The organism is Abyssisolibacter sp. ZYX002, from assembly GCF_056892235.1.
On sequence record NZ_JARMXH010000001.1, the window covers coordinates 1,113,014 to 1,139,672 of the forward strand.

25 protein-coding genes and 1 other annotated feature are annotated in these 26,659 nt (G+C 30.2%); of the genes, 2 read left to right on the forward strand and 23 right to left on the reverse strand.

What is annotated here, in order from left to right:
* Positions 1-84: 84 nt before the first annotated feature.
* From aspS to P3X86_RS05110, 14 genes are all read right to left on the reverse strand, one after another.
* Positions 85-1,887, reverse strand: a complete 1,803-nt coding sequence (gene aspS / locus P3X86_RS05045) for an aspartate--tRNA ligase (protein ID WP_483291536.1) — start codon at positions 1,885-1,887, stop codon at positions 85-87.
* 45 nt (positions 1,888-1,932) lie between these two features.
* Positions 1,933-2,150: a binding site (T-box leader), on the reverse strand.
* A gap of 183 nt (positions 2,151-2,333) precedes the next feature.
* Complete coding sequence (gene hemZ / locus P3X86_RS05050) at positions 2,334-3,797, reverse strand: coproporphyrinogen dehydrogenase HemZ (protein WP_483291537.1); 1,464 nt, start codon at positions 3,795-3,797, stop codon at positions 2,334-2,336.
* 14 nt (positions 3,798-3,811) lie between these two features.
* The gene (locus P3X86_RS05055) at positions 3,812-4,432 is read right to left on the reverse strand and encodes an MBL fold metallo-hydrolase (protein ID WP_483291538.1); all 621 of its coding nucleotides are present in this window, start codon (positions 4,430-4,432) and stop codon (positions 3,812-3,814) included.
* Between the two features lie 41 nt (positions 4,433-4,473).
* Positions 4,474-5,736, reverse strand: a complete 1,263-nt coding sequence (locus P3X86_RS05060) for an MFS transporter (RefSeq protein WP_483291539.1) — start codon at positions 5,734-5,736, stop codon at positions 4,474-4,476.
* Between the two features lie 285 nt (positions 5,737-6,021).
* Entirely contained in the window at positions 6,022-7,239 is a 1,218-nt protein-coding gene (locus P3X86_RS05065) for a MerR family transcriptional regulator (protein WP_483291540.1), read from the reverse strand.
* Between the two features lie 28 nt (positions 7,240-7,267).
* Positions 7,268-7,717 (reverse strand): D-aminoacyl-tRNA deacylase, encoded by a 450-nt coding sequence (gene dtd / locus P3X86_RS05070; RefSeq protein ID WP_483291541.1) that lies wholly within the window; start codon positions 7,715-7,717, stop codon positions 7,268-7,270.
* Between the two features lie 14 nt (positions 7,718-7,731).
* Positions 7,732-9,888, reverse strand: a complete 2,157-nt coding sequence (locus tag P3X86_RS05075) for a RelA/SpoT family protein (RefSeq protein ID WP_483291542.1) — start codon at positions 9,886-9,888, stop codon at positions 7,732-7,734.
* 324 nt (positions 9,889-10,212) lie between these two features.
* A complete protein-coding gene (locus P3X86_RS05080; RefSeq protein WP_483291543.1) occupies positions 10,213-10,725 on the reverse strand; it encodes an adenine phosphoribosyltransferase in 513 nt (170 codons plus the stop codon).
* A gap of 79 nt (positions 10,726-10,804) precedes the next feature.
* Positions 10,805-13,258, reverse strand: coding sequence for a single-stranded-DNA-specific exonuclease RecJ (gene recJ, locus P3X86_RS05085; protein WP_483291544.1), 2,454 nt, complete (start codon positions 13,256-13,258; stop codon positions 10,805-10,807).
* 306 nt (positions 13,259-13,564) lie between these two features.
* On the reverse strand, positions 13,565-14,410 hold the full coding sequence (locus P3X86_RS05090; protein ID WP_483291545.1) for a hypothetical protein: 846 nt from the start codon (positions 14,408-14,410) through the stop codon (positions 13,565-13,567).
* 267 nt (positions 14,411-14,677) lie between these two features.
* Positions 14,678-15,043: a GntR family transcriptional regulator gene (locus P3X86_RS05095; protein ID WP_483291546.1), complete on the reverse strand. Its 366-nt coding sequence runs from the start codon at positions 15,041-15,043 to the stop codon at positions 14,678-14,680.
* Position 15,044: 1 nt separating this feature from the next.
* On the reverse strand, positions 15,045-15,683 hold the full coding sequence (locus P3X86_RS05100; RefSeq protein WP_483291547.1) for a hypothetical protein: 639 nt from the start codon (positions 15,681-15,683) through the stop codon (positions 15,045-15,047).
* Complete coding sequence (locus tag P3X86_RS05105) at positions 15,664-16,524, reverse strand: ABC transporter ATP-binding protein (RefSeq protein ID WP_483291548.1); 861 nt, start codon at positions 16,522-16,524, stop codon at positions 15,664-15,666. Before P3X86_RS05105 ends, P3X86_RS05100 begins: the two co-directional genes overlap by 20 nt.
* A 224-nt stretch (positions 16,525-16,748) precedes the next feature.
* On the reverse strand, positions 16,749-17,360 hold the full coding sequence (locus tag P3X86_RS05110; protein WP_483291549.1) for a hypothetical protein: 612 nt from the start codon (positions 17,358-17,360) through the stop codon (positions 16,749-16,751).
* Between the two features lie 303 nt (positions 17,361-17,663).
* Between P3X86_RS05110 and P3X86_RS05115 the strand changes: the two genes are divergently transcribed.
* Both P3X86_RS05115 and P3X86_RS05120 read left to right on the forward strand, forming a co-directional pair.
* Positions 17,664-18,284 (forward strand): YiiX/YebB-like N1pC/P60 family cysteine hydrolase, encoded by a 621-nt coding sequence (locus tag P3X86_RS05115; RefSeq protein ID WP_483291550.1) that lies wholly within the window; start codon positions 17,664-17,666, stop codon positions 18,282-18,284.
* A complete protein-coding gene (locus P3X86_RS05120; protein ID WP_483291551.1) occupies positions 18,274-19,365 on the forward strand; it encodes a hypothetical protein in 1,092 nt (363 codons plus the stop codon). The genes P3X86_RS05115 and P3X86_RS05120 overlap by 11 nt, the downstream gene beginning before the upstream one ends.
* Before the next feature lie 68 nt (positions 19,366-19,433).
* Here the strand turns inward: P3X86_RS05120 and P3X86_RS05125 are convergent, their stop codons facing one another.
* The 9 genes from P3X86_RS05125 to tgt all read right to left on the reverse strand — a co-directional run bounded on the left by P3X86_RS05125 (position 19,434) and on the right by tgt (position 26,645).
* The gene (locus tag P3X86_RS05125) at positions 19,434-19,853 is read right to left on the reverse strand and encodes a LapA family protein (RefSeq protein ID WP_483291552.1); all 420 of its coding nucleotides are present in this window, start codon (positions 19,851-19,853) and stop codon (positions 19,434-19,436) included.
* 183 nt (positions 19,854-20,036) lie between these two features.
* Positions 20,037-20,912, reverse strand: a complete 876-nt coding sequence (gene secF, locus P3X86_RS05130; protein WP_483291553.1) for a protein translocase subunit SecF — start codon at positions 20,910-20,912, stop codon at positions 20,037-20,039.
* 11 nt (positions 20,913-20,923) lie between these two features.
* Positions 20,924-22,183, reverse strand: coding sequence for a protein translocase subunit SecD (gene secD, locus P3X86_RS05135; protein ID WP_483291554.1), 1,260 nt, complete (start codon positions 22,181-22,183; stop codon positions 20,924-20,926).
* 25 nt (positions 22,184-22,208) lie between these two features.
* Entirely contained in the window at positions 22,209-22,712 is a 504-nt protein-coding gene (locus tag P3X86_RS05140; RefSeq protein ID WP_483291555.1) for a gamma carbonic anhydrase family protein, read from the reverse strand.
* An 11-nt stretch (positions 22,713-22,723) separates the two neighbouring features.
* Positions 22,724-24,076 carry a thioether cross-link-forming SCIFF peptide maturase gene (scfB, locus tag P3X86_RS05145; RefSeq protein WP_483291556.1) on the reverse strand — a complete coding sequence of 451 codons (1,353 nt, stop codon included), beginning with the start codon at positions 24,074-24,076 and terminating at the stop codon, positions 22,724-22,726.
* 146 nt (positions 24,077-24,222) lie between these two features.
* The gene (gene scfA / locus P3X86_RS05150) at positions 24,223-24,366 is read right to left on the reverse strand and encodes a six-cysteine ranthipeptide SCIFF (RefSeq protein ID WP_483291557.1); all 144 of its coding nucleotides are present in this window, start codon (positions 24,364-24,366) and stop codon (positions 24,223-24,225) included.
* Between the two features lie 67 nt (positions 24,367-24,433).
* A complete protein-coding gene (locus P3X86_RS05155) occupies positions 24,434-24,814 on the reverse strand; it encodes a TIGR04086 family membrane protein (RefSeq protein ID WP_483291558.1) in 381 nt (126 codons plus the stop codon).
* Between the two features lie 354 nt (positions 24,815-25,168).
* On the reverse strand, positions 25,169-25,453 hold the full coding sequence (gene yajC, locus P3X86_RS05160; protein ID WP_483291559.1) for a preprotein translocase subunit YajC: 285 nt from the start codon (positions 25,451-25,453) through the stop codon (positions 25,169-25,171).
* 76 nt (positions 25,454-25,529) lie between these two features.
* Positions 25,530-26,645 carry a tRNA guanosine(34) transglycosylase Tgt gene (tgt, locus tag P3X86_RS05165; protein ID WP_483291560.1) on the reverse strand — a complete coding sequence of 372 codons (1,116 nt, stop codon included), beginning with the start codon at positions 26,643-26,645 and terminating at the stop codon, positions 25,530-25,532.
* Positions 26,646-26,659: the final 14 nt, after the last annotated feature.

Here is a 26,659-nt window from a genome sequence, read left to right on the forward strand (position 1 = left end):
CACTTTGATAAATAAGCACTAGTTTACTTTAATAAATCGAAACTAGTGCTTTATCTATAATACATTGGTGTTTATTATTTATATTTACTCGTTATCTTCTGTTTTATCTTCTTTCATATTTAATGCTATTGACAATTCTTCTAGTTGCTTTTCTGTAACCATCGTCGGAGCTTGTGTCATCAAGCATGTAGCATTTTGAGTTTTAGGGAATGCTATAACATCTCTTAGGTTATCCATCTCTGTAAGCATCATTACTAGTCTTCCAAGCCCGTATGCTATTCCTCCATGTGGTGGTACTCCGTATTTGAATGCTTCTAGCAAGAATCCAAACTTATCGTTTGCTTCTTCTTCTGTAAATCCTAATGCCTTAAACATCTTTGTTTGTAAGTCAGAGTTATTGATTCTTATACTTCCCCCACCTATCTCATCACCATTTATTACTATATCATAAGCTTTTGCTCTTACGTTTTGTGGCTCTGTTTCTAATAGGTGTATATCTTCATCCATCGGATGTGTAAATGGATGGTGCTTTGCTACGTATCTATCTTCTTCTTCGCTATATTCAAACAATGGGAACTCTGTAATCCAAAGCATTTCGTATACATTTTTTTGTATTACATCTAGTTTTTTAGCAACTTCTATTCTCAAATGACCTAAAGAATCAAATACCACATCATCTTTATCTGCTATGATAAATATGATATCTCCTTCTTTTGCATCCATTTTGCTTGCTACTGCTTTTATTTCTTCTTCGCTTAGAAACTTAGCTATTGGAGATTCTATATTACCTTCTATTACTTTCATCCACGCTAAACCTTTTGCTTTGTATGTTTTTACGTATTTTTCAAGCTTAGATATTCCCTTTTTGCTGAAAGCCGAGGCTCCATCTTCTACTTTTATAGCTCTTACGCTTCCTCCATCTGCAATTGTGCCTGCGAACGCTTTAAATCCTGAATTAGTAAATATATCTGATAAATTTACTATTTCATATCCAAATCTCAAATCTGGCTTGTCACTACCAAATCTCTCCATAGCCTCTTTGTATGTCATTCTTTTTAGTGGTAGCTTTATATCTATCCCCTTTATTTCTTTGAATATTCTTTGTATAAGCTTTTCGTTTATATTTATAACGTCTTCTACATCTACAAACGACATCTCAACGTCCACTTGCGTAAACTCAGGTTGCCTATTAGCTCTCAAATCCTCATCTCTAAAGCATTTAACGATTTGATAATATCTATCCATACCTGACACCATTAAAAGCTGTTTCATCAGCTGTGGTGATTGTGGTAGTGCATAGAAGTTGCCTGGGTTAACTCTACTAGGTACTAAGTAGTCTCTTGCTCCTTCTGGCGTTGGTTTTGTAAGCATTGGTGTCTCTATTTCATTGAAATTGTTTTCATCTAGGAAATCTCTAAACAGCTTCATTGTTTTATGTCTAATCTTTAGATTTTTTTGCATAAATGGCTTTCTAAGGTCTAAGTATCTATATTTTAATCTCATAGCATCTGATACATCATCGTTATCTTTGATATATATTGGTGGTGTTTGTGCTTCGTCTAGTATTTTAAGCTCTGAAGCAAAAACTTCTACATCTCCTGTTTCCATGTCTTTGTTGATTGATTCTCTAATCTTAACTGTCCCTTTTACTGCTATTACATACTCACTTCTGATAGTTTCTGCTTTGTCAAATGCCTCTTTTGATATATCTGTATCGAATACTATCTGTACTATCCCTGTTGTATCTCTAAGGTCTACGAAAACTAAACCTCCTAAGTTTCTTCTCTTTTGAACCCATCCCATAAGTGTTACTTCTTGATTTTCGTTTTGTCTTCTAAGAGTTCCACACATATGTGTTCTTCTCATGTTACCCATTTTTTCTCCCATAATAAACCTCCTAAAAAAATAATCTCGTCCTCTGTTATACTAAATAACAGGGACGAGAGTTTTATTCCCGTGGTGCCACCCTAATTGGATTATGTTTCCCACTCAAGCTACTAACGCCAGCTAGCGTATAATCCTACTAGAGTTTGATTTTTCAGATTATCTACTCATAGGTGTCATAAATCAATTTTCCACACTGGCTTTCACCTAACCCAGCTCTCTAAAGTAAAAAGATTTGACTTATATGTCCTAATCTAAGTATTTGCTATACAATTAATGTTAATTATAGCTTTGTTTTTTCACATTGTCAAGGTCTAATCTGATTTTTATCAAGACAAGCAGGTTTCTATTTCTGCCCAAAGAAACAAAAATCATAAATAAAGTGATTAAAACTAATGCTATAGTTCCAAGCACTTGGCTATCTTAATGATTTTGCCATCAATCTATATCTATAACTCTTTAGTTATAGCTTTTTCTTTTCTCTTTACCATTTCGTCTACTCTATTTAAATATTCATATAAATCTTTCACATTAGGCACTCTAGTTATTTGATTCTTTTCTATATCTACTATCTTTGATACAGCTCCTGCTCCTACTGCTATTATTGATTGTCTTTCTTCCATTATCATTATGTTATAGATACATTCTTTATCTTTTATTGAGTATCCTACGTTTTCAAAATTACCTAGCATTTGCTTTTGTCTATACATATAATATGGTTTCATGCCCATCTTGTGCGTCCAGTTTTGTGTTATCTCTAGCATTTTTTCTATTGTCTTACCGTCAGCTAGCGGATACTTGTCTAAATAGCTTTTTAGCTTTGATGCTCTTTTTATAGCTAGAGTATGCACCGTCAGATTACTAGGTTTTAAGTTATATATTAAGTCCATCGTTCTTTCTACATTACTGATATTTTCACCCGGAAGACCAACTATCAAATCCATATTTATATTATTAAAACCGTATCCACGTGCCATATCAAACGCCCTGATGATATCACTGCTTGTATGTTTTCTGCCAATTATGGACAATGTATCATCACACATTGTTTGAGGGTTTATGCTTATTCTATCTATTTTATTTTGCTTTAACATTTTTAATACTTCTTTTGATATCGTATCTGGTCTACCTGCTTCTACTGTAAACTCTTTGATACCTTCTCCAAACTTACTATATATAAATTTTATGATTCTACCAAGCTGTTCATGCGAGAGTGCTGTTGGTGTTCCTCCACCAATATATACTGTATATAATTCTTTACTCTTCATGATTTCATATGTTTTTGACAGTTCATAAATAACTGAATCAACATACCTATCTGTATAGTCCTTAAATTTATCTATACTGTTTGATGGAAATGAACAATATACGCATCTCGTTGGACAAAATGGTATACTGACGTATAGACTATATTTTTTGCTATTTTCCTCTGTGAGGTACTGTCTTTCTTGGTTACATACGTCTACTAGTAACTTTGCTTTTTCTAATGCTATCATGTATTCATCAGTTAGTATAGCTAATATTTCGGTATCTTTTTTCTCATCATCCATTAGTGTATGCACGATTTTGGTTGGCCTAATACCTGTCAGTATTCCCCATGGTGCTTTTTTGGTATTTACTTTTAATATTGCGTTTAGTAGTGATTTTTTTATGAGTGTTTTATTCTTCTTCTTTAAATCTTTGAATTGTTTAAATTCATTGTAATCGGCTGTTTCTCTTGAAATTAAAGAACCATCTTTATACACACACGTTATTATAGCAGGAGCTATGTCCTGCTTTAATATACTTTCTATATATAAATCATTATCTGTTTTTTCGTCTACAAACTTTATATTTTCTGTATTATAATAAGATCTTAGCAACTCAAATATCTCATACTCAAAGTCATGACCTATTAATCTAACTTTTAACATTTACACTACTCCCGTTATCTTAAAAATGGATTGTTTTGTTTTTCTTTTGCTATTGTACTTGATGGTCCATGCCCTGGCATAACTTTTATATCACCATCTAAATCTATTAGCTTGGTTTTTATTGAATTTATCAATTGTTTATGATTTCCACCATACAAATCACTTCTTCCTATAGATCCTGCAAAAAGAGTATCTCCTGTAAACAGTATATCATTTGCTAGTATACATATGCCACCTTGTGTATGGCCTGGAGTATGTATTATCTTACATGTACATTCTCCTACTTTTATCTTATCGTTATCTTCTAATACTCTGTCAGGTTTTATGTTAACAGGTTCCATAGACATCCTGCTTGATAAATTCTTTGATGCATCCATAAGAAGTTCTTCATCATCTTTATGTATTAATATCGGTGCATTTGTAAGCGCTTTTAATTTTTTTAGCCCACCTATGTGATCACCATGAGCATGAGTTAATATTATATATTTACATGTCATACCATAGTCTTTTAGTTTATCAACTATAACCTGAGCATCTCCACCTGGATCAACTACCATAGCTTCTTTTGACTCTCTACTTCCATATATGTAACAGTTAACTGCGTATACTCCTAGTGGAATTCTCTCTACTAACATCAAATCACTCCTTGTTATTATCTCTATTAACTCATTTTACATCATATTTTCAATGTTGTCGATGATTTCTTTTTAACATAAAATATTATGCTATAAAACAACAATAAAGTACCTGAGCTTATTGGTAAAATATATTCTGGTGTAAAATCTAAACATATCCCTGCTAATAAAGATGCTAATGGTACACTAGTTTTAATAAAGCATATTCCAGTACTTATAACTCTCCCTCTTATATACTCTGGTATACGTTTTTGCAATAAATAAAAATACGGTATGTCTATACACGCAACACTGACTCCTAATAAAAATAGTATTATCCAAATGAAAGATATATAAAACATATCTGAGAACAAATTTCTTCTAAGCAACGGTAAGCCAAATATAATCATACCTACTGCTATCAACAACGATGTTATCACTAGCACTTTAGTATAATTATTTTCTTTTAATAGTTTTTTAATCATAAAAGAGCCTACAATCATACCTATTGGAAAACCACTTTGAATAATCCCCAATGTTTTTGACCCTAATTCTAATACTTGATCTACTATATAAGGCATCGGGATTGATATACCAAAAGTAAGAGAGAAGTTCAATATTATAAATAGCATAAAAAGATTTATTATACCTTTATTGCTGTAGATATAATTTAAACCTTCTTTTATATCTTCTATAATATTTAAATCATTACTAATTTGTTTGCTACTCTTAAATACTATAGCAAGTTCAATAATAGCTGATATTATAAATGATACACCATTTACAATCATAAAAAATTCAATTTTAATAAATGCAAAAACGAGTCCTCCTAGTACTGGTCCTAATATAATGGAACTTGAACTTATAATTCTGCTTGCTGAATTAATTGATAAAAGTTTGTCTTTTGATACTATGTTTGGTTTTGCAGATTCTATACTGATATTAAAAATAGTAGTCAGTGTTGACGATATAAAAATGCTAACCAATATTATTGGTAATGTTAATCTAGTTTTAATTGCAATCACACTTAATGTTATAAAAAGCAGTCCATTACATGTATCCATAATAACTATCAACTTCTTTTTATCTAGCTTATCTGCTAAAACACCTCCTATAGGATTAAATAATATCACAGGTATAATCTTACTTATGTAAGTGGAAGCAAAGCTTAAACCCGACCCTGTTAATCTAAGAACATAAAGGCTTATTGCGTAAGTATATATCTCTGTTCCAAATGATGAAATAAAACTTCCTACTACGAATAAAAAGAAATTTTGTTCTGAGGACCTTTTTTTGTAGTATTGATTAATTTTTGAAATATGCATGTTTATTCCTCCTTATTGTCTGTGTAATACTATTATAATAAATAGCCTTAACCCTATATCAATAAGGAATTTATGCCTTGATTATGGCAAAAAATAAAAAAAGATGGGGTTAACCCCATCTTAGATTGATGACAAAGTTATCAATCTAGCAGACTTTAGTAAAAGTTCAATTTCTAGGCGTGTTAAAATTGAGTAGCACAGCTTACTTAGAGGTAAGTGAGCAACGGAAATTTTAACACGGGCGTAGCAATTGGGCTTTTTTCTACAGTCTGAAATGAGGTTAACCTATCTCTTTGCACTACCTAAAATCACGTTTATTTTCTCTCCATCAACGAAGAAATCTTCGTATTTACCACCTTTTTCAATTGTGTCTGATATCTTTTCGTCAGTAACTTCATAGCCTAATGAGGCTATATTTTGTTTTATATGTGTGTATATAAAATTTTCTCTAACGTTCCGTGATATACGACTATCTTTTGCAAAATCTCTAAATACTATAAATGAATAGTAAAGTGACGCTGTATCTTTAATATAATGATTGATTTCTTTTAAGAGAAATTCACTATGATCAAATGAATAATTAGTAGTACCTGTATAATCTAGCAATGTGTCTACTGTTTTATTTTTTATCGGTATCTCTAAGAAATCTGCACACATGTATATTACCTTTTTATTTACACCTGTTTTTTCTATTAATTGTTTTAAAAATCTGTGCCTATTAATATCATTGTCAACTGCTATGTACACTGTATCATCTGAAAGTATATTTATCATATTTCTTAATGTGAAACCAATACCTGAACCTAGTTCCATAACTATCTTGTTATTAAAATCTTGTGTATGTGTCATATTTTTAGCCCACTGAATAGTTTTGAATAAACTATTAACAAATGTTGAATCTGTTACATGCATGTATTCTGATAAGTACTTGTAATCATACTCTACTGGCTCTTGTCTTTTATAGTCTCTTACTATAAATATACCATCTTGTATTGTATATCTTTCTCCACAGCTACATGTCAGCACTCCATTTATAACTTGATTATTTGATACTGTACCTTCTTCTAGGCACAAAGGGCTTTGACATTTAGTGCAGTGGAACAATTTTATTAAATCAATATCTATTCCTTTTTTTGTTCTTTCTTCATCCTGCGTATTTGCCATCTCGTTTATTTTTGTTTCTAATTTAGATTTTTGAGTTGTAAGTAAATCTATTTCTATTTCTATTTGTTTTAATCTGTCTCGAAATAAAATCAAATAATACTCATCTTGTTCATATGGCGTTAGATTTGCAAGAGAATTATAGTTTAATATCTTTTTAATGCTTTGCAGTGAAAAACCCATATCTTTGAGATACAGGACTTCTTTAAGATTCTTTTGGCACTGCTTATCAAAATCATATATTGCACCTTTTTTTTGTGGTATAATTAGTTCTAAGTCCATATAGTGCCTTATGGTATCTTTGCTTACATTATTAATCTGAGCAAATTTTCCGATTTTCATTTTTATATCCTACCTTTGCATAAGGTCATTAAAACACTTTATGGCTATCTACCAGTATTGTGACAGGTCCATCATTTGTCAAATCAACCTTCATATCTGCCCCGAACTCTCCTACCTCTGTTTTTAATCCGTATTCTTTGCAGTGCTTTATGAAATCTTCATACATTCTATTTGCTTTGTCTGGTTTTGCTGCTTGCATGAAGTTTGGTCTTCTTCCTTTTCTACAGTCTCCTAAAAGTGTAAATTGCGAAACTACTAGTATTTCTCCATCTATATCCAACAGTGATTTGTTCATTTTTTCTTTTTCATCTTCAAATATCCTGAGATTAACAACTTTATCTACTAAATATTTGGTATCTTTGTCTTCGTCTTCTTCCTCAACACCCAATAGTACCATAAGCCCCTTATTTATACTTCCTGTTACTTCATTATCTACTGTAACTTTAGCTTTACTTACTCTTTGCACTACTGCTCTCATTGGTTTAAATCCTCCTATGTTACAACTCTATATACGTCTATTACTCCTTGCATATTTTTGATTTTTCGCATAAGGTTATTTAGTTGCTCTACATTCTTTATCTCTAATATCATATTTATCATCGCTAGCTTATCCTTACTAGTACGTGCATTTAGTGATGATACGAATAAATTAGTATCTGTTATTAGCTGTGTTATTTGAGAAAGTAATCCCGGTCTATCTGTTGCTTTTATTTGTATTTCGGCTTGATAGCTTACTTTCTTATCTGATGCCCACTCCACATCTATAAATCTAGTTTCTTTGCTTAAGTCATTTAAATTCGGACAGTCTTGTCTGTGTACAGATACACCTCTTCCCCTTGTAATATATCCCACTATATCATCTCCAGGAACTGGGTTACAGCATTTTGCAAATCTGACCTTTACATTATCAATTCCTTTTATTACTATACCTTGAGTAGGCTCTGCATTCTTTTTATTTTTATTGTTTTTGATTGGCAGTTCTTCTTCTTTTTTATTTTTATAATATTCATTATGGAATTCTTTTAATTTACCCATTACTTGCTTTACTGTTATACTTCCATAACCTAGTTCTGCATATAAATCATTTATCTCATTTAGACTAAATTTTCTAGTAATTTTTCTGAGCCAATCGTCTTTTAATATCTCTGTTAGTTTGTAACCTTGTTTTTTTACTTCTTTTTCTAAGCTATCTTTACCATCATTTATATTTTGATCTCTGCCTTCTTTTTTGAACCATTGTCTTATACGACTTTTTGCTTGTGAACTTTTAACTATCTTTAGCCAGTCTCTACTTGGACCATTACTATTAGCTGATGTTAGTATTGACACTATGTTACCTGTTTTTAACTTATAGTCTATTGGAACTATACGACCATTGACTTTTGCTCCTACACATTTATTACCTACAGCGGTATGCACTCTATAAGCAAAATCTATAGGTGTTGAACCTGCTGGTAAACTTATTACGTCTCCCTTTGGTGTAAATACAAATACTTCGTTTGTAAAAAGGTCAATTTTTAGAGATTCCATAAATTCAACAGGATCGTTCATATCCTTTTGCCATTCTAGCATTTGCCTTAACCATGATAGTTTGCTATCAAAATCATCACTCTTTGCTTTACCTTCTTTATACTTCCAGTGTGCAGCTATACCAAACTCTGCTGTTCTATGCATGTCTATAGTCCTTATCTGAATCTCAAATATTTCTCCTTTTGGACCTATTACTGTAGTATGAAGTGATTGGTACATATTTGGTTTAGGCATTGCTATATAGTCTTTGAATCTGCGTGGGATTGGCTTCCACAACGTATGAACTATTCCTAATACACCATAACATTCCTTGACTGTATCAACTACTACTCTAACGGCAGTTAAATCAAATATTTCATCAAATGTCTTGTTTTGATACACCATCTTTTTATATATACTATAGAAATGCTTTGGTCTACCACTTATTTCATGCTCTATATTGACCTCATCGAGTGCTTTTTGTAATTTGTTTGTAACTAAATTTATATATTCTTCTCTTTCTTTCCTTTTTTTAGAAACTTTCTCTACTAATTCATAGTATCCTTCAGGGTCTATAAATCTTAGTGACAAATCTTCTAGCTCCCATTTCATCGTGAATATACCTAGTCTATTCGCTATTGGTGCGTATATCTCCAATGTTTCTAATGCTTTTTCTTTTTTCTTTTCATCTGACATATATTCAAGTGTTCTCATATTATGCAATCTGTCTGACAATTTTATGATTATAACTCTTATGTCCTTTGACATAGCTATAACCATTTTCCTCATATTTTCTGCGACTCTTTCTGCTTTGGTTCTATACTCTATTTTTGTAAGTTTTGTAACTCCATCTACTAATCCTGCTATTTCTTCACCAAAATTTTTTGCTACGTCTTCATAAGTAAAATCTGTATCCTCTATAACATCATGTAATAGTCCTGCTATTATTGTATCCACATCCATATTTATATCAGCTAATATGAGTGCTACCTCACAAGGATGTATGAAAAACTGTTCTCCTGAATTTCTAAGTTGTCCTTCATGAGCAACTTTAGCAAATTCGTAAGCTCTCACAATTCTATCCTTATCTTGCTGATTTATATATGTTCCTATTTTTGCCATCATTTTTTCTAAAAACATAAGCTCACCATCTTTTATTTTATAATGCAAAATAATACGTATAGGTATTATTATCTACGTACTTAATAATTATATTAGTATTATATTTTATAAAAGTTTATAATTTAATATTATATTATAAAAAACAAAAATGCACAATATGCATTAAGACTGTAGACAAAAGCCCAATTTATACGTTACCCTATAATTTGAGTTGCTCACTTCCCTTTAAGTAAGCTCTATTACTCAATTTTGGCACGCTTTGAACTCCTACTACAGTCTGCCATAGTTATCAATCTTAATTGTTCAAATATATTTTTTAATCCTAGTACATAGTTAAAAATCCTAATATTTAATTACTGATTTTACTTCATATCCTTTTAGTTTATCTCTTCCGTTTAGGAACTCAAGTTCTATAAGATATACTATTGCTACTATCTCACCACCAAGTTTTTCAATCATCTCTATTATAGAGCGAGTTGTCCCTCCAGTGGCTAATAAGTCATCTACTATAACTACCTTTTGTCCAGGTTTAATAGCATCTTCGTGCATTTCAAGAATATCTGTTCCATATTCTAGTTCATATTCACATTTAATAGTCTTATAAGGCAATTTGTTAGGCTTCCTAACAGGTATAAAACCTTTATTTAATTCATATGATAGTGGTGTTCCGACAATAAATCCTCTTGCCTCTGGGCCAATTATTAACTCAAAATCTTTGTCTTGTAATAGATTAGCCATTTCATTTATAGCATATTTAAATGCGTCTTTATCTGCCAATAACGGAGTTATATCTCTAAATATCACTCCTTCTCTTGGGTAGTCTTTCAAATCTCTTATTTTTTTCTTTAAATCCATTGTATACCTCCTTATGAACTGTTGAACCATATATTTATTACTCGAAAACGTTACTAAATTATTTCATTCGAGCCAATTACTACGTACTCAGTATTTTAGTATTTATTTCTTTTATTGCTTTGTAATTCTGATATAATCTATTTGATAAGATATCTATTTTACTTGCTGGTTTGAGCTTTATACTGAAACACTCTTTATCTCTTTGTAAATCAATAATGTTACAATCCTCAAATATATACATACTTAGTTCAAATTTGAATTTATTTATCTTTAAACTAAACTTGGTTTCTATTTCTTTAGTCACACAATTTATATTGTATTTCTTTTTTTGTTTGTTGACAAGTAGATATTTGTATATAATCCTCATTTCTTCTATAGATGGAGTTATTTTATTAAATAGAACATTTATTTTGTACTTTTCTTCTTGCTCTACTATTAGTATTTTACTACTCTCTACTATATCTTTATATTTTATATTGTAATTATCGTCAAATAATATAACTCTATCAAATTTATCAAATATAGTTTTCTCAAACACTGGGTTAATTAATATTGCATTTTCTTTCTTCATATTGTTTATTACTGCATATTGTATATCTGTCTTTTTATATAAATCTCTACCCTGATAACTCATATCTTCTAAAATAGCTTTTGCACTAAAATAGTTATTAGTTATTATTACTGTAGGTATTTCATCTTTTAGAAGCTCTATGATCTCATTTGTAGCTATAGTTTGATAAAGATTAGTGTAGTCTTCTTTTATAAGCTGTTGATTGATTAAACACTGGTTAAAAGAAGAAATATAGTTGTTGTTTAATTTATTTATTATTTCATTAGTAGAAGCTATATACTTTATCATAAGCTGTGTTCTCTCTACACCATTATAACTATTTATATCCATTGTGTATATGATATCTATGCTTGACCTATTACTGAGTTCATCTAATAAATGTCCTCTGTTAAAGTATACTGCATCGATTAAATTTCCATTAAAGTCTAGCGATAACTTTAGATGTTTTCCTTCTTTTCCTATTGCTTTTATATATGATATCTTAACGTTTTTAGACATAAATATCGGACTAGAATTACCCATACCAAAAGGCTCTAAAAGACTTAATTGATTTATGTTTTCTATATTTATCTCAGTATATTCTAACTCTTTATCTACTCTAACCTCTGGAGTTAAATCTTCAGCAACCAATACTTCATTTGCTATTTCATTTATACACCTTCTAAACTCAGCTATATTTTCCTTTTTTATTGACAAACCTGCTGCTTGCTCGTGTCCTCCAAACTTTATGAATAGATTCTTGCATTTACTAAGATTCAAGAACATATCAAAGTTTTTTATACTTCTCGCTGAGCCTCTAGCTTCTTCACCTTCTACTGATAGCATCACTGATGGCCTATAGTATTTTTCTGTTATTCTAGAGCTAACTATACCTATAACTCCATGATTCCAATTTTCTGAGTCAATTACTAGTACCTTTTCATTGTCTAAATTGTGTTTTTCGTCTATTATTTCATTTGCCCTCTTTAAAATATCAGCTTCTATATCTTGTCTTTTCATATTTTCATCATTTAGTAACTTTGCAATCTTTTTAGCTTTATCATCGTCATCACATGTAAATAGTTCTACACCATATGAAGCAGAGTCTAATCTTCCACAAGCGTTTATCCTAGGTGCAAGCATATATCCTATATGTCCACTAGTTATTTTCTTGTTTTCTAATCCGCATACTTTTATTAGCTCTCTAAGCCCTTTATTCTGTGACTCATTTATCATTTGCAGACCGTATTTTACTATGATTCTATTTTCATCTCTTAATGGAACTATGTCTGCTATTGTGCCGAATGCAACTATAGGTAGATATTTTTTATAATCTATATCTATCCCCATTTTAATAGCTAATGATTGCACAAGCTTAAATGCTATCCCTACTCCTGCTAGATATTTACATGGATATGTACAGTTTGTCTTTTTCGGATTGATAACTGCTATACAATTAGGTAGTTCTTCTTGGCATTCATGGTGATCTGTAATTATTATATCCATACCTAATTGTTTACAATATTCAGCCTGCAGAACTGATGTTATCCCACAATCAACGCTTATGACTAAATCTCCTTGGCTTTTTTTTATTGTATCTAAAGCCTCATTATTTATACCGTATCCTTCTGTAAACCTATTTGGTATGTAATAATTTGCATCTACACCACACTCTTGTAAATATATTTTTAGTAGTGATGTACTTGTTACTCCATCAACATCATAATCTCCATATATCCATATGTTTTCTTGATTCTTTATTGCTTTTATTATTCTATCAACTGCCTTATCCATATCACTCAGCAAATATGGATCATACAAATCTTCTATTTTTGCATACAAAAACTGCTTGCAATCTTCTAAATCAGTTAATCCTCTTTTAACCAATACCGTAGAAACTAACTTAGATATTCCAAATTCCTTGCTAATTTTATTTACTAGCTCTTCATTACATTTATTGTTGTTTATAAAAAATGGATTCATTTCTTCACCTATTATCCTTTAAAAATCACATAATAATTATATCTTATATTCTATATTCATTCAAATGTTATTATTGTTTTTATAACGTTTTTCCTCATAATTCTAGTTAAACATGTTTTACTGAAATTTATATTTCTTGTAAAATACAGTTATAACTAAAGTTTGGTTTTTGGCTATAAAAAAAAGAAAAACACTACTATTTTTTTATAAAAACAACAGATGTTTCTCTCTTTTGTATTTATTCTATTTATCTTTCATAATTTATTTTATCCTATCACATACAAAATCTTAAATAAAACTTATATATTAGAAACTGTTCCCTTTTTTTAAAAATTTGATTTGTAGCCAGCTAAATGCAGTCATGTGTAATGATAAGACTATTCCATCAATTAATCTGAACATTGGAGGAAAAAAATAAGCAAAGGCATAACCTAAAACTGGATAAAGTAATATATTTATAAAAATTAAATTTAGTAAAAGCGACTTTAAGCTTTTCTTCCAAAAAACTATTATTGGTACTGTCACAAATAGATATGCAACACCTCTAAATATTTGAATTAAGAAGTTTTCAAACATAGTAGGTATTTTAATTAACTTTTCCATGTACGGGCCTGTTAGTGGATACGCCATTGCTCCAATAATCATATAAATTATAAAAGATAAGATAAGAACTACTATAACTCTCCACACCCAACTAAATAGTGATCTTGATCTAAAATAATTATTTACTTTCTCTTTTGCACTGCTTATAACATCTTCTTGTTTCCATAGATAGAAAATACCTATTGTAATCAATATGTTTTCTAAAAATCCAGAACCGATATTAAATAGAAGTGGATAATCTTCTATAAAAAAGTTTCCTTCTAATTTTGATAATAAGATATCAATGACGAAAAAGAACATAAATATTATGATAAACGCACCTTTTTTACCTATGTTTAAATTGCTTTTGATATTAGCAAGTTCTAACGCTATAACACCATAGATCAAAAACATTGGAATAAAATAAAATTTAGGCATTGCACCGACTTCTCCTGTCGTTGCATTTATTCCACAAATCGTTTCTAATGGAATAAGTTTTATTACTATGACTAGTAATCCTATTAGACCTGCTTTTAAAAGATTTGCTGATAACAACTTATTTGTTGACATACTTATCTTTCCTTTCTTTATAAAATAGACCTTCCAATCAAGCAGATGCCCCTTTTAATGACATCGACATATTGTTTTTTGAAAGTTTTTGTTTTATACCATATCTTAATAAATTAATCTTTGATTTTTAGATATGACTTAAGCTTCTTCTCTTTGCATTATCAAAGTAGTTATTTCTTTTACCTGTGTAAATGGTAAGAAAAAATTCCTTTCTATTGCGAAGGAGCTTTTGTCTTTTCTTAGTGATCTTATTGAGTTTAATATTTTTCAATATAACTCCCTGATATACTCACATAACTTATCAACAGAAATACCAAGCTCACGATAGTAATTAAGATTTTTTTTGAGTTTTTCCTTTGCAAGAGCTATTTTTTTATCTTCTAGTTCATGTGATATATTTTCTGCCACAAAACATCCCCTACCAACCACTGTATAAATAAAACCTCTCTGTTCAAGCATTTCCCATGCTTTTTTAATTGTTATAACACTTACTCCAAGCTCTTTAGCAATCTTTCTAATTGGAGGAAGTCGGTAATTTGGCTCCATTGTTCCGTTTAATATCTGTGCGACTATTTGCTCGTAGATTTGCTCATATATAGGTTTGTCAGCTGACATTAATATGGATACATCCATACTACAGACTCACTTTTTTAAAATTATTAAGTGCTAATCTATATGCTAGGTACGTTATTCCCAAATAGATGGCTATCGCTATGATAAGTATTATAACTCTTAGTTTTGCTCCTGTTGCACTTATACCGTTAAGTATGGGAAATATTTTAATTATTACAGCATATAGTATCGACATTACTAAAAATGCCCCTAAACCTGTTAATAGTGGTTTATTAACTTTTTTGGCAGTTTTAAAAAACCATGGTAAAAAGATAAGGTTGAATATTGCGTAGTTAATAAAAACCATCCCGAAAAAGAAAATATTTGTGTTTTGTCCAAGAGCATTTCCATTTGGTGCAATCACACGTACTAGTAAAATGGAGCATGGTATTGCAGCTAAAAGCTGTATAAATTGTGAATATATCAAATCAAAGCATTTACTTGCAACAATGTATCTACGTGGCACTGGCAAAAGAGCTGTAAATTCAAAATCACGCTCGCCTATTGCTACGTTTAAAATAGTGATAAGACCTATTAAAGAATAAGCCATATTTGAAATAGGCGGAAAACTTGGGATAAACATAAACAATGTCAAAGCAGTGAATAAATATAAAACCGGTGAAATAGTAAGTTTTAGTTCTTTATAAATCAAATTTTTCATGATCATCCTCCAGATTATAGTATAGTATGATATCTTCAATATTTGGAGTTGATTGCTTTAGATTAATATTTGATGGGATATTCTCTGTGAGAATCATTCCATTAAATCCAAATGCATTTTTTTGCACACCTATCATTTTTGCTCTGAGTTCATCTGTAAGTTGGCTATTGCTCCCTCCAATAACTCTGTGACTGTCAATCAAATCATCCTTCGTCATATTTGCAATTATTTCTCCATCACGAATAAATACGATATAATCTGCACATCTATCTAAATCTGATGTAATATGTGTAGAAAATAAAATACTTTTGTCGCCATTTTCAATTACAGACTGAAATAACTCAAGCAATTCGTTACGTGCAATTGGGTCAAGACCACTTGTTGGCTCATCAAAAATCAACAATTTTGCATTATGAGAAAGTGCAAGCGTAGTAGCATATTTAGAACGCATACCTTCGGAAAGTTCCTTGATTTTAAGATCTTCATTGAGTTTAAAATATGCCATTAACTTCCTATACTGTTCTTCATCCCATTCTTCAAAAAATCGTCTATAAACTTCTGTGAGAGTTTTTATCTTTTTACTGCGATAATAATCAAAACCTCCCATTGATAATCCAATTTGCTGTTTTAATTGAAGTTCGTTTTTAAAATAATCTTTACCAAATACAGTAACACTCCCGCTATCGGGGTGAACTATATTAAGCATTGATTTTATTGTTGTAGATTTGCCAGCACCATTTTTACCTATAAAGCCAACAATATAGCCAGTTGGTACTTCAAATGAAACATTTTTGAGCTGGAAATTATCGTATTTTTTACAAAGATTCTCGATTTTAAGCATCTCAGCCTCCTATCTTTAATGATTCTAGTAATATTTGGAATCTAAAAATCTCTTTTTTATCTATAATATTATCTTTCCCAAATATCTTAATAAAACCATTGTCATCATTTATTAAGTTCATTATTGCTTTAAGCGTTGCCGTTTTATCAGCTCTATCCTATCCAATAAAACCCTTTTTAGTCAAATTGACTATTAGAACCATAATATATCTCCGATAGTGATAATTATACTACTCCTGCACCTGCTAAAGCACCTACAGCTGCCAATGACTTAATCACTTTCATCATTTCTTTTATCTCACTACTAAATGTACTTTCATTTTTAAGTAGCGATTTGAGCTCTTTACGTTTATCTTTATCAAAATATCGTTTAGCTATTTTAAACTCAATTAATAGCTTTGCAAGAACAACGGATTCCACATCATTAGTTTTAGAAATCTGTTCATGAATATTATCAATTATTTCTTTGACAACATCATCACATTTATTTGAATTATTGTTTTCAAAAACTTTTTTATTTACTGAGTTTATTACATCAGATTTTAATTCTTTACGAAGATTCGTACGAAACGGACTGACAAATCTCTTCATGATTTTATCAAGAGGCTCATTTTCGTTTTCTTGTATAAATTCGTACATGGATCTTACTTCGCTATGCTTTACAGGTAGCTGTGATGCAACCTTTACTGAATTATAATTTATAACAATTTTTTCTTTATATAGCTCTAACAAAGAGCTTACGTATATTCCATTTTGTAATCCTAAAAAATAATTGATTTTACGTTTTTCATTCATTGCAAGTAATGTGAATTTTTCACTTAATGTTAAATTATTCATACTATTCCTCCTAATTTGATTATTTTTTATACTCAATTTGTTGTAAGAAAATAATTTTTCAGTAAAGTACAATCTTATTGATTTAAAATTGTGCATATTAAACATGTACAATATAATCAATATAACACTATACTTAGTAATTTGTCAATACACTATTAATTTCCAATAATTATTAAATTAATTTAATAATTTTTTTACATTTTTGGAACAAAAACAAATATTCGTTTATCTATATATATAGAATATTTAAGAAAGGAGGCAATTTTTCTAGCAATTATTATTATTTTTAAAGGAGGAATTTAAATGAAATTATTCAAATTTTTATTAGTATTATTAGTAGTTTTATCTTTATGTGTACCTGTTTTAGCAAATGATCAATTTACATTTAATGAAAATGAGTTATTAAAAGATTGGGAAAAAGCTGATGCCACCACTGTTCGTGCTGACCATAAAAACCTAAATGATTTTGCTTGTAGTGCATCTACTAAATCTTTTGGTAACTATCCCACTAGAAAAGGTGTTATTCTTGTAACTAAGGATAAGTATAAAGGTTTAATAAAACTTGGACATGCTGCTATTATATGGTCTACTTCTACCGTTGTTGAATCTCATAGTAGCGGTGTCTCCACTGGAAGAAATGATTGGAATGTAACAAGAAAAACGTGCTATGGTGTTACTCCATATGACACTAATGATTCCGAGGATGCTCAGGCAGCTAATTGGTGCTATCAACAGATAGGCAAACCTTATAACTTTAATTTCCTTAACAAACGGACTCGTGATAAGTTCTATTGCTCTCAATTAGTATATGCTGCTTATAAAGATTTATTTGATTTGGATCTTGATACTGCTTCATATTTGACTGCAATTCATCCAGTTGAGCTTATAAATACAAACAAAACTTATACTATCTATGAGCAATAAAATAATCATAAAAAATAAGCTTTTAGCTATAACATTAATTTTGTTAGTAATATTAGTATTTTATCATTTTAAAACTGATAGATTTAATTCAAATTTCGTCGTTGGTGTAATACAAACAACATCTCAAGACAACGAAAGCACTATTAGTCTATATGATAATAACTATAGTGAGGTAAACTCTATAAACCTCGAATACGGCTCAATGTCTTCGTATTTTGATTTACCACAGATTCATGAAAACTCTATGTTTGTTATACCAAAAGGAATCGGTAATATAAAAGAGTTGACCGTTGTACTAGAATTTAATCTGGTTAACGGTAAACACATAACTCATAACATTGAGCAATCAAATATGAATAGTTTTTGCGTTGACAATGATTTTATATATACGGTAAATACGTTAAATTCAAATTCAATAATTAGCAGATATAATCGAACAAATCAAAATTTAACTACTCTAACTATTAAAAATATGTTTATAGGAAAATTAGCTGTTAATGATGAAAAACTATATGCATTTGGCTTTAGAAATACACCTGATAACGGTATTGAATCAAAACTATTTATAGTAAACACTAATGACCTATCTATTATTAAAAATATCAATATGTCAAGATTTGGCCATGACCAATTAGGCGCGGTTTTTGATAATACTTCTATGTATTTTACTAATTCAATGAAATACAACAAAACCTCAGAAAAAGAAGTACCTTCTAATCTCCTTAGTATCTTAAATCTAAAAACATATGCTATAAATAGTATACCACTCAAGGAAATTTATCCTTTTCAGATTATACAGACTCAAGGCAATCTTTATATTTCACACTTTAATGTTGTCCAAGGTATTGGTAATAAGCTAACTATATATGATAAGAAATCTAAATCTCATAAACTAGTAACTTTTAATCATAACCTTGCACAAATAATTATATCTGGTAATAAGATGTTTTCTACTGATGGTAAGTATTTGTACGTGTATGGAATTGAAGGGTCAAATTTCAGTCTATCAAAGAGAGTTGATATTTATAATAAAAAAGCAAACTCACTTCATTACTATGTATCAGGATTTTTCTTGAAATAATAAAACACCCCTTATAGCAAACTAATCAAACTGTTTTAATTGTCTACTATGAGGGGTGTTATTTAAATTTACAATCTTTCATATCCTCTATTAATATTTTCATCATCATTTTTTTTAGCTAATATTCCTAATGACTCTCCTATTGTGTCTTTTTTTTCCTCAACATTTTGTTTTTTGTTTGTATCTTCTTTACTTTCAGATTTACTTTCAAGTTCGCTTATTTTTAACTCATATTGCTTAATTTTAGTTTCAAATTCGCTAATATTATTATTAAGTTCTTTCATTTTGTTATTAGCCTTATACTCTCTTATCAATCCAAATATTGCAACTACGATTGCTCCTAAACTAGCTGATACTAGTATTACTAGCGCTTGTGACATTGTGACTGTTGTAAATAATATTTTTACATCTACTGCAGTTGCGTTTTGCAGTGCAAATATTGTAATTAATATAGCAAATATCAACGAACCTATAAAACCAGCTTGCATTCAACCACCTCTTTATTTATGTATGTGTTATTTTTTATCTGAATTTACAAAATTATTTCAGATATATTTATATTATTCGACCAATATTGATTTTTTCCTCTAATAAAAAGATCCTTAAATTTACCCTCAATTCTAAAAGAGACATCTCAAAAATAATGAGATGTCCCTTTTATTTATTATAATTTATGCTCTTTTAGTTTTACTATGTCCACCTTTTTTAAAGATATACCATATTGGGCTTGCTATAAATATTGATGAATATGTTCCTACTACAATACCTATGATTAGTGGTAATGCAAAATCTTTTACTGCTTCAACACCAAATATATATAGTGAAGATATTGCTATAAGTGTTGTAAAGGATGTATTTATTGATCTAACTATAGTTTGAGATATACTTGTGTTTATTATATCATCATAACTTTCTTTTCTCATCTTACCTAGGTTTTCTCTTATTCTATCAAATACTACTATTGTATCATTTATTGAGTAACCAACTATTGTAAGTATCGCTGCAACAAATGAGCTATTTACTGGAACTTTAAATACCGCATAGAACGCTATTGCTATCAATACATCATGTAGCAACGCAATTACTGCTGATAGTCCATATAAGAACTGGAATCTAATTGTTATATAGATTAACATTCCTATTGTAGCTGCTACTACTGACAATACTGCTCTTCTCTTTATTTCTTCTCCTATAGATGGTCCAATTTTTCTTGATTGTAAGAAAGCTTCATCTTTTAGTTTATATTTTTCTTTAAACTGATTAAATACACTTTGTCTCTTTTCATTGTTTAAATCTTCTTTTGTTTTTATTATTATTTGACTCTTGTTATCACCTGCATGTATTATCTCAGCACTTTTATCAAATCCATCTGTTATCTGTCTTATCTCAGGAACTTCTATTGTTTTATCTAATTCTATTTGCATTAATGTTCCACCAGTAAAATCTATCGCTAAATTTAATCCGCTTGTGAAGAACACCACTAGTCCTACAATTATTAGCAGGCCAGATAATGCGAAAAATATATTTCTTCTCTTAATTATATTCACTTTTCTCCCTCCTATGCTCCGTATAACTTGTTGTTTTTAGTAATATTTAAACTTATTATAATTTTAAGTAAAAACTTAGTTATAAATACTGCTGTAAACAATGATGCAACTATACCTATTACTAATGTAACGGCAAATCCTTTTATCGGCCCTGTACCAAAATAGAACAACACTATACCTGCTATTAGAGTTGTTATATTTGAGTCCATTACCGTTGTAAGTGCTCTTTTAAATCCTGCATCTACAGCTGTACGTATAGTTTTTCCAGCTCTTAGTTCTTCTTTTATTCTTTCAAATATTACTACATTTGCATCTACAGCCATACCTATAGACAGTATTAAACCTGCTATACCCGGTAATGTTAAAGATGCTTTCATTACTATCATTGAGCCTAGTACTATCAAAATGAATATAGTTAAAGCTATATCAGCAATTAATCCAGGTATTTTGTACATTATTACCATGAAAACGAAAATACATGCTAAACCTATACCAGCTGCATATATACTTTTATCTAATGATTCTAAACCTAATGTAGGCCCTATTATTGATGACTCTACTTCTTTCATTTCTAAAGGTAATGCACCTGCTCTAATCAATGTTGCTAAGTTTGTAGCTGTTTCTTGTGTAAAGTTACCTGTTATTTGAGCTTTTCCATCTGATATAACTAATCCTGGCTGTAATACTGGAGATGATATGATTTTACCATCTAGTACTATTGGGATTGTTCTCTCTTCTGCAGTTCCTTTCTGACTTAACTTGGCTGTTAAATCTTTAAACTTTTTTGCTCCTTCTTTACTAAACTCTAAATCTACTGCTGGTTTTCTATATCTGTCTAATCCGTAGTTTGATTTACTAACATCTTCACCTGTTATTATCACGTTTCCTTCTGGATCTTTGAACTCTAATTTTGCTGTTTTACCTATCATAGCTAAAGCATCTTTAGTATTTTTTATTCCTGGAAGTTCTATTCTAATTCTATTAGTACCTTCTAAAACTATCTCTGGTTGTGTAACTCCAAGACCATCAACTCTTTGTGATATTATTGTTTTAGCTTCTTGCATTTTAGTTTTTAGTGTTTCACCTTTTAAATCTGTTTGTGCTTCTAATACTACGAATACTCCACCTTCTAAGTCAAGGCCTAGTTTCATTTCATCTCTAACTGGTTTTAAACCATAATCTCCTACATTTAAACCATAAATAGAACTATATGATAATACTCCAACTACTGCTAATACCAATAGAAGTATTACTAAATTCCTTTTATTCATTTTTCCTCCTCCTTAAGTGTTATAACTATTTTTTGTGTTTTTTAGCATAATTTACATAGTCTTTAGCAGATGCTTCTAGTTGAGATATCTCTTCTTTTGTTAGTTTTCTAACTACTTTTGCTGGTGATCCCAATACTAAACTTCCTGCCTCAATTTTTTTATCAGGTGTAACAACACTTCCTGCACCTATTAGTACATTATCTTCAATCTCACAACCATCTAGTATAATTGATCCCATACCTACTAATACATTGTTTCCTATTTTGCAAGCATGAAGGATTGCTTTGTGTCCAACTGTTACACTATCTCCAATTATTGTTGCTAAGTCTTCACTAGCATGAATCACACTTCCATCTTGTATATTTGTATTCTTGCCTACTATTATTTTATTTGCATCTCCTCTGAGAACACAATTATACCATATGCTTGTATTTTCACCCAATTTGACATCCCCTATTAAAACTGCACACTCTGCGATAAAACATGAATCATCATATCGAGGAGTCTTACCATCAAATTCAATAATCATAATATCCCCCTCTATATTAAATTGGCCTGCACGGATATAGCACACTCTATTCTTTTTCTTTCCATTTCACAGCCAACACTATAAGGATTCATTATATCACCATTGGAATAATATGCATTAGCATGACAACCTCCGCTACAATAATACCTAGCCCAACACTTTTTGCACTCTTCTTTATTAAGAACATTTACTTTTTTAAAATTATCTCTAATATTATTATTTATTATTCCTTCAAATACATTTCCCATTCTAAAATCTAAGTCTCCAACAAATTGATGACATGGATATAAATCTCCTTCTGGTGTTACTGCCATATATTCAGATCCTGCTCCACATCCTGCAAGTCTTTTATATATACATGGTCCTTGATTTAAGTCTATATTAAAATGGAAAAAAGAAAAATTGTCAGCCTTTTTCTTTACATCTAAATAAAATTTAGATAATTTTTCATACTCATTTAGTATTGTTTCCAAGTGCTCCTCTTTAATTGCATAATCATGTTTTAAGTCTGTAACTACTGGTTCAACAGATGTTTTTTTGAAACCTAAATCATAAAAGTGTTTGACATCTTCTGTAAAATCCAAATTCTTAGATGTAAATGTTCCTCTAACAAAATAGTCTTTGTCTCCTCTTAGCTTTATCATCTCGGCTATATTAGAGACTATTAAATCATAACTTCCTTTATTGTTTGCAGTTAATCTCATAGCATCATTTATTTCTTTTCTGCCGTCTAAACTCATAACAACATTGCTCATATGCTCGTTGATAAACTCCATTTTAGGTTTGTCCAATAAAACAGCATTAGTAGTTATGGTAAATCTAAAGTTCTTGTTATGCTTCTTTTCAAGTTCTCTACCATAATAGACTAATTCTTTTACAACATCAAAATTCATTAAAGGCTCTCCACCAAAGAAATCAACTTCTAAATTTCTTCTTGAACCTGAATTTTGCACAAGATATTCTAGTGCCTTTTTACCAACTTCTAAAGGCATTAGTAATCTTTCTTCTTTATTATAATCTCCTTGTGAAGCAAAACAATAACTACACCTTAAGTTACAGTCATGTGCTATATGTAAACACATTGCTTTGACCAAATTGTTTTTGTTGTAGTCCAAGTCTTCTGGGTATTGGCTTTCAGAATAGAGCGAACCTTGTTTGACTAAGTACTGCACTTCTTTTAGCGCTTCGTCTATCGACTGCCTACTATACTTATTCTCCAACTTTGACTCGATTTCCTTTATATCTTTTTCATCGTATAAATCTAATACATCCCAAATTATATCATCGACTATATGGACAGCTCCACTATTAATGTCTAAGACTATTTTCTTTTCATTAAGCTCAAATTTGTGTATCTTTAACATCTGCTTCCTCCTGTATTATAATTCCATTTACCATTCTACAGCATATTATTTATATAATCAATAGAAATTTAAATGGATTTATAAAATACTATTTATATTAGTTAATTATAAGTTTAAAAAAGCAGTGGTTTTCCACTACTTTCTTTCTAGTTTTTATTCTCACAGCTTTGATTTCCAACTGTACAAGATGTCTTACAAGCTGATTGACATGAAGTTTGGCACTCTCCGCAACCTCCGTTTTTAGCTGTATTATTTAAATTTTTAGTGTTTAAAGTCTTTATATGCTTCATTTTGAAGTCCTCCCTAGAAAATAATTTACTTAAAAATTATAACACAACATATATTCTTTATAAAGTGCTATTTTAGATTAATTCCAATAATTCCACTAATTACTCCAGAAAATAAACCTATAAGACTCTTTATAAAAACGTAGCTGTCCATACAAAATGTTCTGTTATAAAGACTACTGAATATTACTATTACTATCATATACAGTATCCCTACTAAACCTCCGTTTAGCCAACCTCTATTATGTACTTTCTTTGTCATGCTAATAGACCCTGCTGAAACTGAAGTTATCATTATAGCAGTATTTACTGCTGGTATTGTACTTTCTGACAAACTACTATAGGTTAATATTAACGCATAAATTACAAAGAAAACTAGTGTAATAAGAAAGGATAAAACTAAGCTTTTTGTTAGCATTGTAATATATCTGTCTGGACTAGATTTTCTCATTTTTCCACCTCCTACAGTCTTTACTCAATATTTATGCATCAAGAGCTTTTTTAATTACTGTATAATATACCTAAATTACTCATAGAAAAATTAATAACTATATTTACATGATTAATTCAGGTTAAATATCAAGTATTTTATGTCAGGAAGTAAATTGAATAATAAGCTTGCTTATGTTACGGCAGTATTGGTTATTTTAAATTATCTCTGTGAATTTGGTACACATTACTCTATTGACTTAACCACTTGATTGTTTTTTTGTAAAAGCTGTAATTTATAAATATACTTAATTAAAAAAGAGACCAATTAAGAATTAGTTAATTTAGTCTCTCATAATCTTTTATATGGTTTTAACTATTTTGTTTCTTTTAATGTATCTTGGTTAACTACACTACCTATACTCCATTTAGTAACAGTCATTTTTACTTTGTCTGCTCCTACTTCTATTACTACAGAATCATCTTTTATCTTTGTCACTTTACCGTAAATCCCACCTATGGTAATTATATCATCACCAATTTTCATTGCATCTCTCATAGCTCTGATATTTTTTTCTCTTTTCTTTTGTGGTCTTATTAATAGAAAATATAACACTCCCAGAAAAAGAACAGGGATTAATAAACTTTGTAAACCTTGCATATTCTTTACCCTCCTTTCATACATCACTTATTAACTATTCAACATAACAACAAAAAATCCTCTATACAACAACAAATTATTTTGTATATCCATATTTTTTATAAAACTCATTTTTATATTCTAGTAATCTATCTTCTTTTATAGCTGTTCTTATGTTTTCCATTAGCTTTAGTAAGAAATATAGATTATGATATGTCGTAAGTCTAGCTCCTAGTATTTCTTCACACTTAAACAAATGTCTGATATAAGCTCTGCTATAGTTCTTGCATACATAGCAATCACATTCATGATCAAGTGGCGAAAAATCTTTCTTGTACTTTGCATTTTTTATTACCACTTTACCACTACTAGTTAGGGCTGTACCATTTCTAGCTATACGTGTTGGTAAAACACAATCTGCCATATCAATACCTCTTATAACTGCTTCAAATAAGTAATCAGGGCTTCCTACTCCCATTAGGTATCTAGGCTTATCTTTTGGCATTAAAGGCACTGTAAAGTCCAATATCCTGTACATGATATCAGCTGGCTCTCCAACACTTAAACCTCCTACTGCATATCCTGGGAAATCCAAATCTATAATCTCCTTAGCACTTTGAGCTCTAAGGTCTTCATACATACCTCCTTGTATAATACCAAATATACTCTGTGTGTCTTGCTTTTTGTGTGCTTCCTTACACCTTTTAGCCCATCTTGTTGTTCTCTCTAGAGATTTTTTAACATACTCTCTATCTGCTGGATAAGGTGGACACTCATCAAATGCCATTGCAATATCAGAACCTAATGAGTTTTGAATCTCTATTGATATTTCAGGACTTATAAAGTGTTTTGAACCATCTATATGAGATCTAAACTCCACACCTTCTTCTGTAATTTTTCTCAAATCTCCTAATGAAAATACTTGGAATCCTCCACTATCTGTAAGTATAGGCTTGTTCCAGTTCATGAATTTGTGAAGTCCTCCTGCTTCTTCTACCAACTTATGTCCTGGTCTTAGATATAAATGATATGTGTTTCCAAGTATAATTTGAGCACCTATTTTTTCTAGTTCCTCAGGGGTCATAGTTTTTACTGTCGCTTTTGTTCCAACTGGCATAAATATTGGTGTCTCAATAACTCCATGTGGTGTGTGTATTTTACCAAGTCTTGCTTTCGTCTGACTACATTCTTTTATTAGTTCGTATTTTATCATAAATGTTTCCTCCT

Excerpts from the sequence above, each read along its gene's own strand:
- aspS (WP_483291536.1), bottom strand. The coding sequence starts at position 1,887 with ATGGGAGAAAAAATGGGTAACATGAGAAGAACACATATGTGTGGAACT.
- hemZ (WP_483291537.1), bottom strand. The coding sequence starts at position 3,797 with ATGTTAAAAGTTAGATTAATAGGTCATGACTTTGAGTATGAGATATTT.
- P3X86_RS05055 (WP_483291538.1), bottom strand. The coding sequence starts at position 4,432 with ATGTTAGTAGAGAGAATTCCACTAGGAGTATACGCAGTTAACTGTTAC.
- P3X86_RS05060 (WP_483291539.1), bottom strand. The coding sequence starts at position 5,736 with ATGCATATTTCAAAAATTAATCAATACTACAAAAAAAGGTCCTCAGAA.
- P3X86_RS05065 (WP_483291540.1), bottom strand. The coding sequence starts at position 7,239 with ATGAAAATCGGAAAATTTGCTCAGATTAATAATGTAAGCAAAGATACC.
- dtd (WP_483291541.1), bottom strand. The coding sequence starts at position 7,717 with ATGAGAGCAGTAGTGCAAAGAGTAAGTAAAGCTAAAGTTACAGTAGAT.
- P3X86_RS05075 (WP_483291542.1), bottom strand. The coding sequence starts at position 9,888 with ATGTTTTTAGAAAAAATGATGGCAAAAATAGGAACATATATAAATCAG.
- P3X86_RS05080 (WP_483291543.1), bottom strand. The coding sequence starts at position 10,725 with ATGGATTTAAAGAAAAAAATAAGAGATTTGAAAGACTACCCAAGAGAA.
- recJ (WP_483291544.1), bottom strand. The coding sequence starts at position 13,258 with ATGAATCCATTTTTTATAAACAACAATAAATGTAATGAAGAGCTAGTA.
- P3X86_RS05090 (WP_483291545.1), bottom strand. The coding sequence starts at position 14,410 with ATGTCAACAAATAAGTTGTTATCAGCAAATCTTTTAAAAGCAGGTCTA.
- P3X86_RS05095 (WP_483291546.1), bottom strand. The coding sequence starts at position 15,043 with ATGGATGTATCCATATTAATGTCAGCTGACAAACCTATATATGAGCAA.
- P3X86_RS05100 (WP_483291547.1), bottom strand. The coding sequence starts at position 15,683 with ATGAAAAATTTGATTTATAAAGAACTAAAACTTACTATTTCACCGGTT.
- P3X86_RS05105 (WP_483291548.1), bottom strand. The coding sequence starts at position 16,524 with ATGCTTAAAATCGAGAATCTTTGTAAAAAATACGATAATTTCCAGCTC.
- P3X86_RS05110 (WP_483291549.1), bottom strand. The coding sequence starts at position 17,360 with ATGAATAATTTAACATTAAGTGAAAAATTCACATTACTTGCAATGAAT.
- P3X86_RS05115 (WP_483291550.1), top strand. The coding sequence starts at position 17,664 with ATGAAATTATTCAAATTTTTATTAGTATTATTAGTAGTTTTATCTTTA.
- P3X86_RS05120 (WP_483291551.1), top strand. The coding sequence starts at position 18,274 with ATGAGCAATAAAATAATCATAAAAAATAAGCTTTTAGCTATAACATTA.
- P3X86_RS05125 (WP_483291552.1), bottom strand. The coding sequence starts at position 19,853 with ATGCAAGCTGGTTTTATAGGTTCGTTGATATTTGCTATATTAATTACA.
- secD (WP_483291554.1), bottom strand. The coding sequence starts at position 22,183 with ATGAATAAAAGGAATTTAGTAATACTTCTATTGGTATTAGCAGTAGTT.
- P3X86_RS05140 (WP_483291555.1), bottom strand. The coding sequence starts at position 22,712 with ATGATTATTGAATTTGATGGTAAGACTCCTCGATATGATGATTCATGT.
- scfB (WP_483291556.1), bottom strand. The coding sequence starts at position 24,076 with ATGTTAAAGATACACAAATTTGAGCTTAATGAAAAGAAAATAGTCTTA.
- scfA (WP_483291557.1), bottom strand. The coding sequence starts at position 24,366 with ATGAAGCATATAAAGACTTTAAACACTAAAAATTTAAATAATACAGCT.
- P3X86_RS05155 (WP_483291558.1), bottom strand. The coding sequence starts at position 24,814 with ATGAGAAAATCTAGTCCAGACAGATATATTACAATGCTAACAAAAAGC.
- yajC (WP_483291559.1), bottom strand. The coding sequence starts at position 25,453 with ATGCAAGGTTTACAAAGTTTATTAATCCCTGTTCTTTTTCTGGGAGTG.
- tgt (WP_483291560.1), bottom strand. The coding sequence starts at position 26,645 with ATGATAAAATACGAACTAATAAAAGAATGTAGTCAGACGAAAGCAAGA.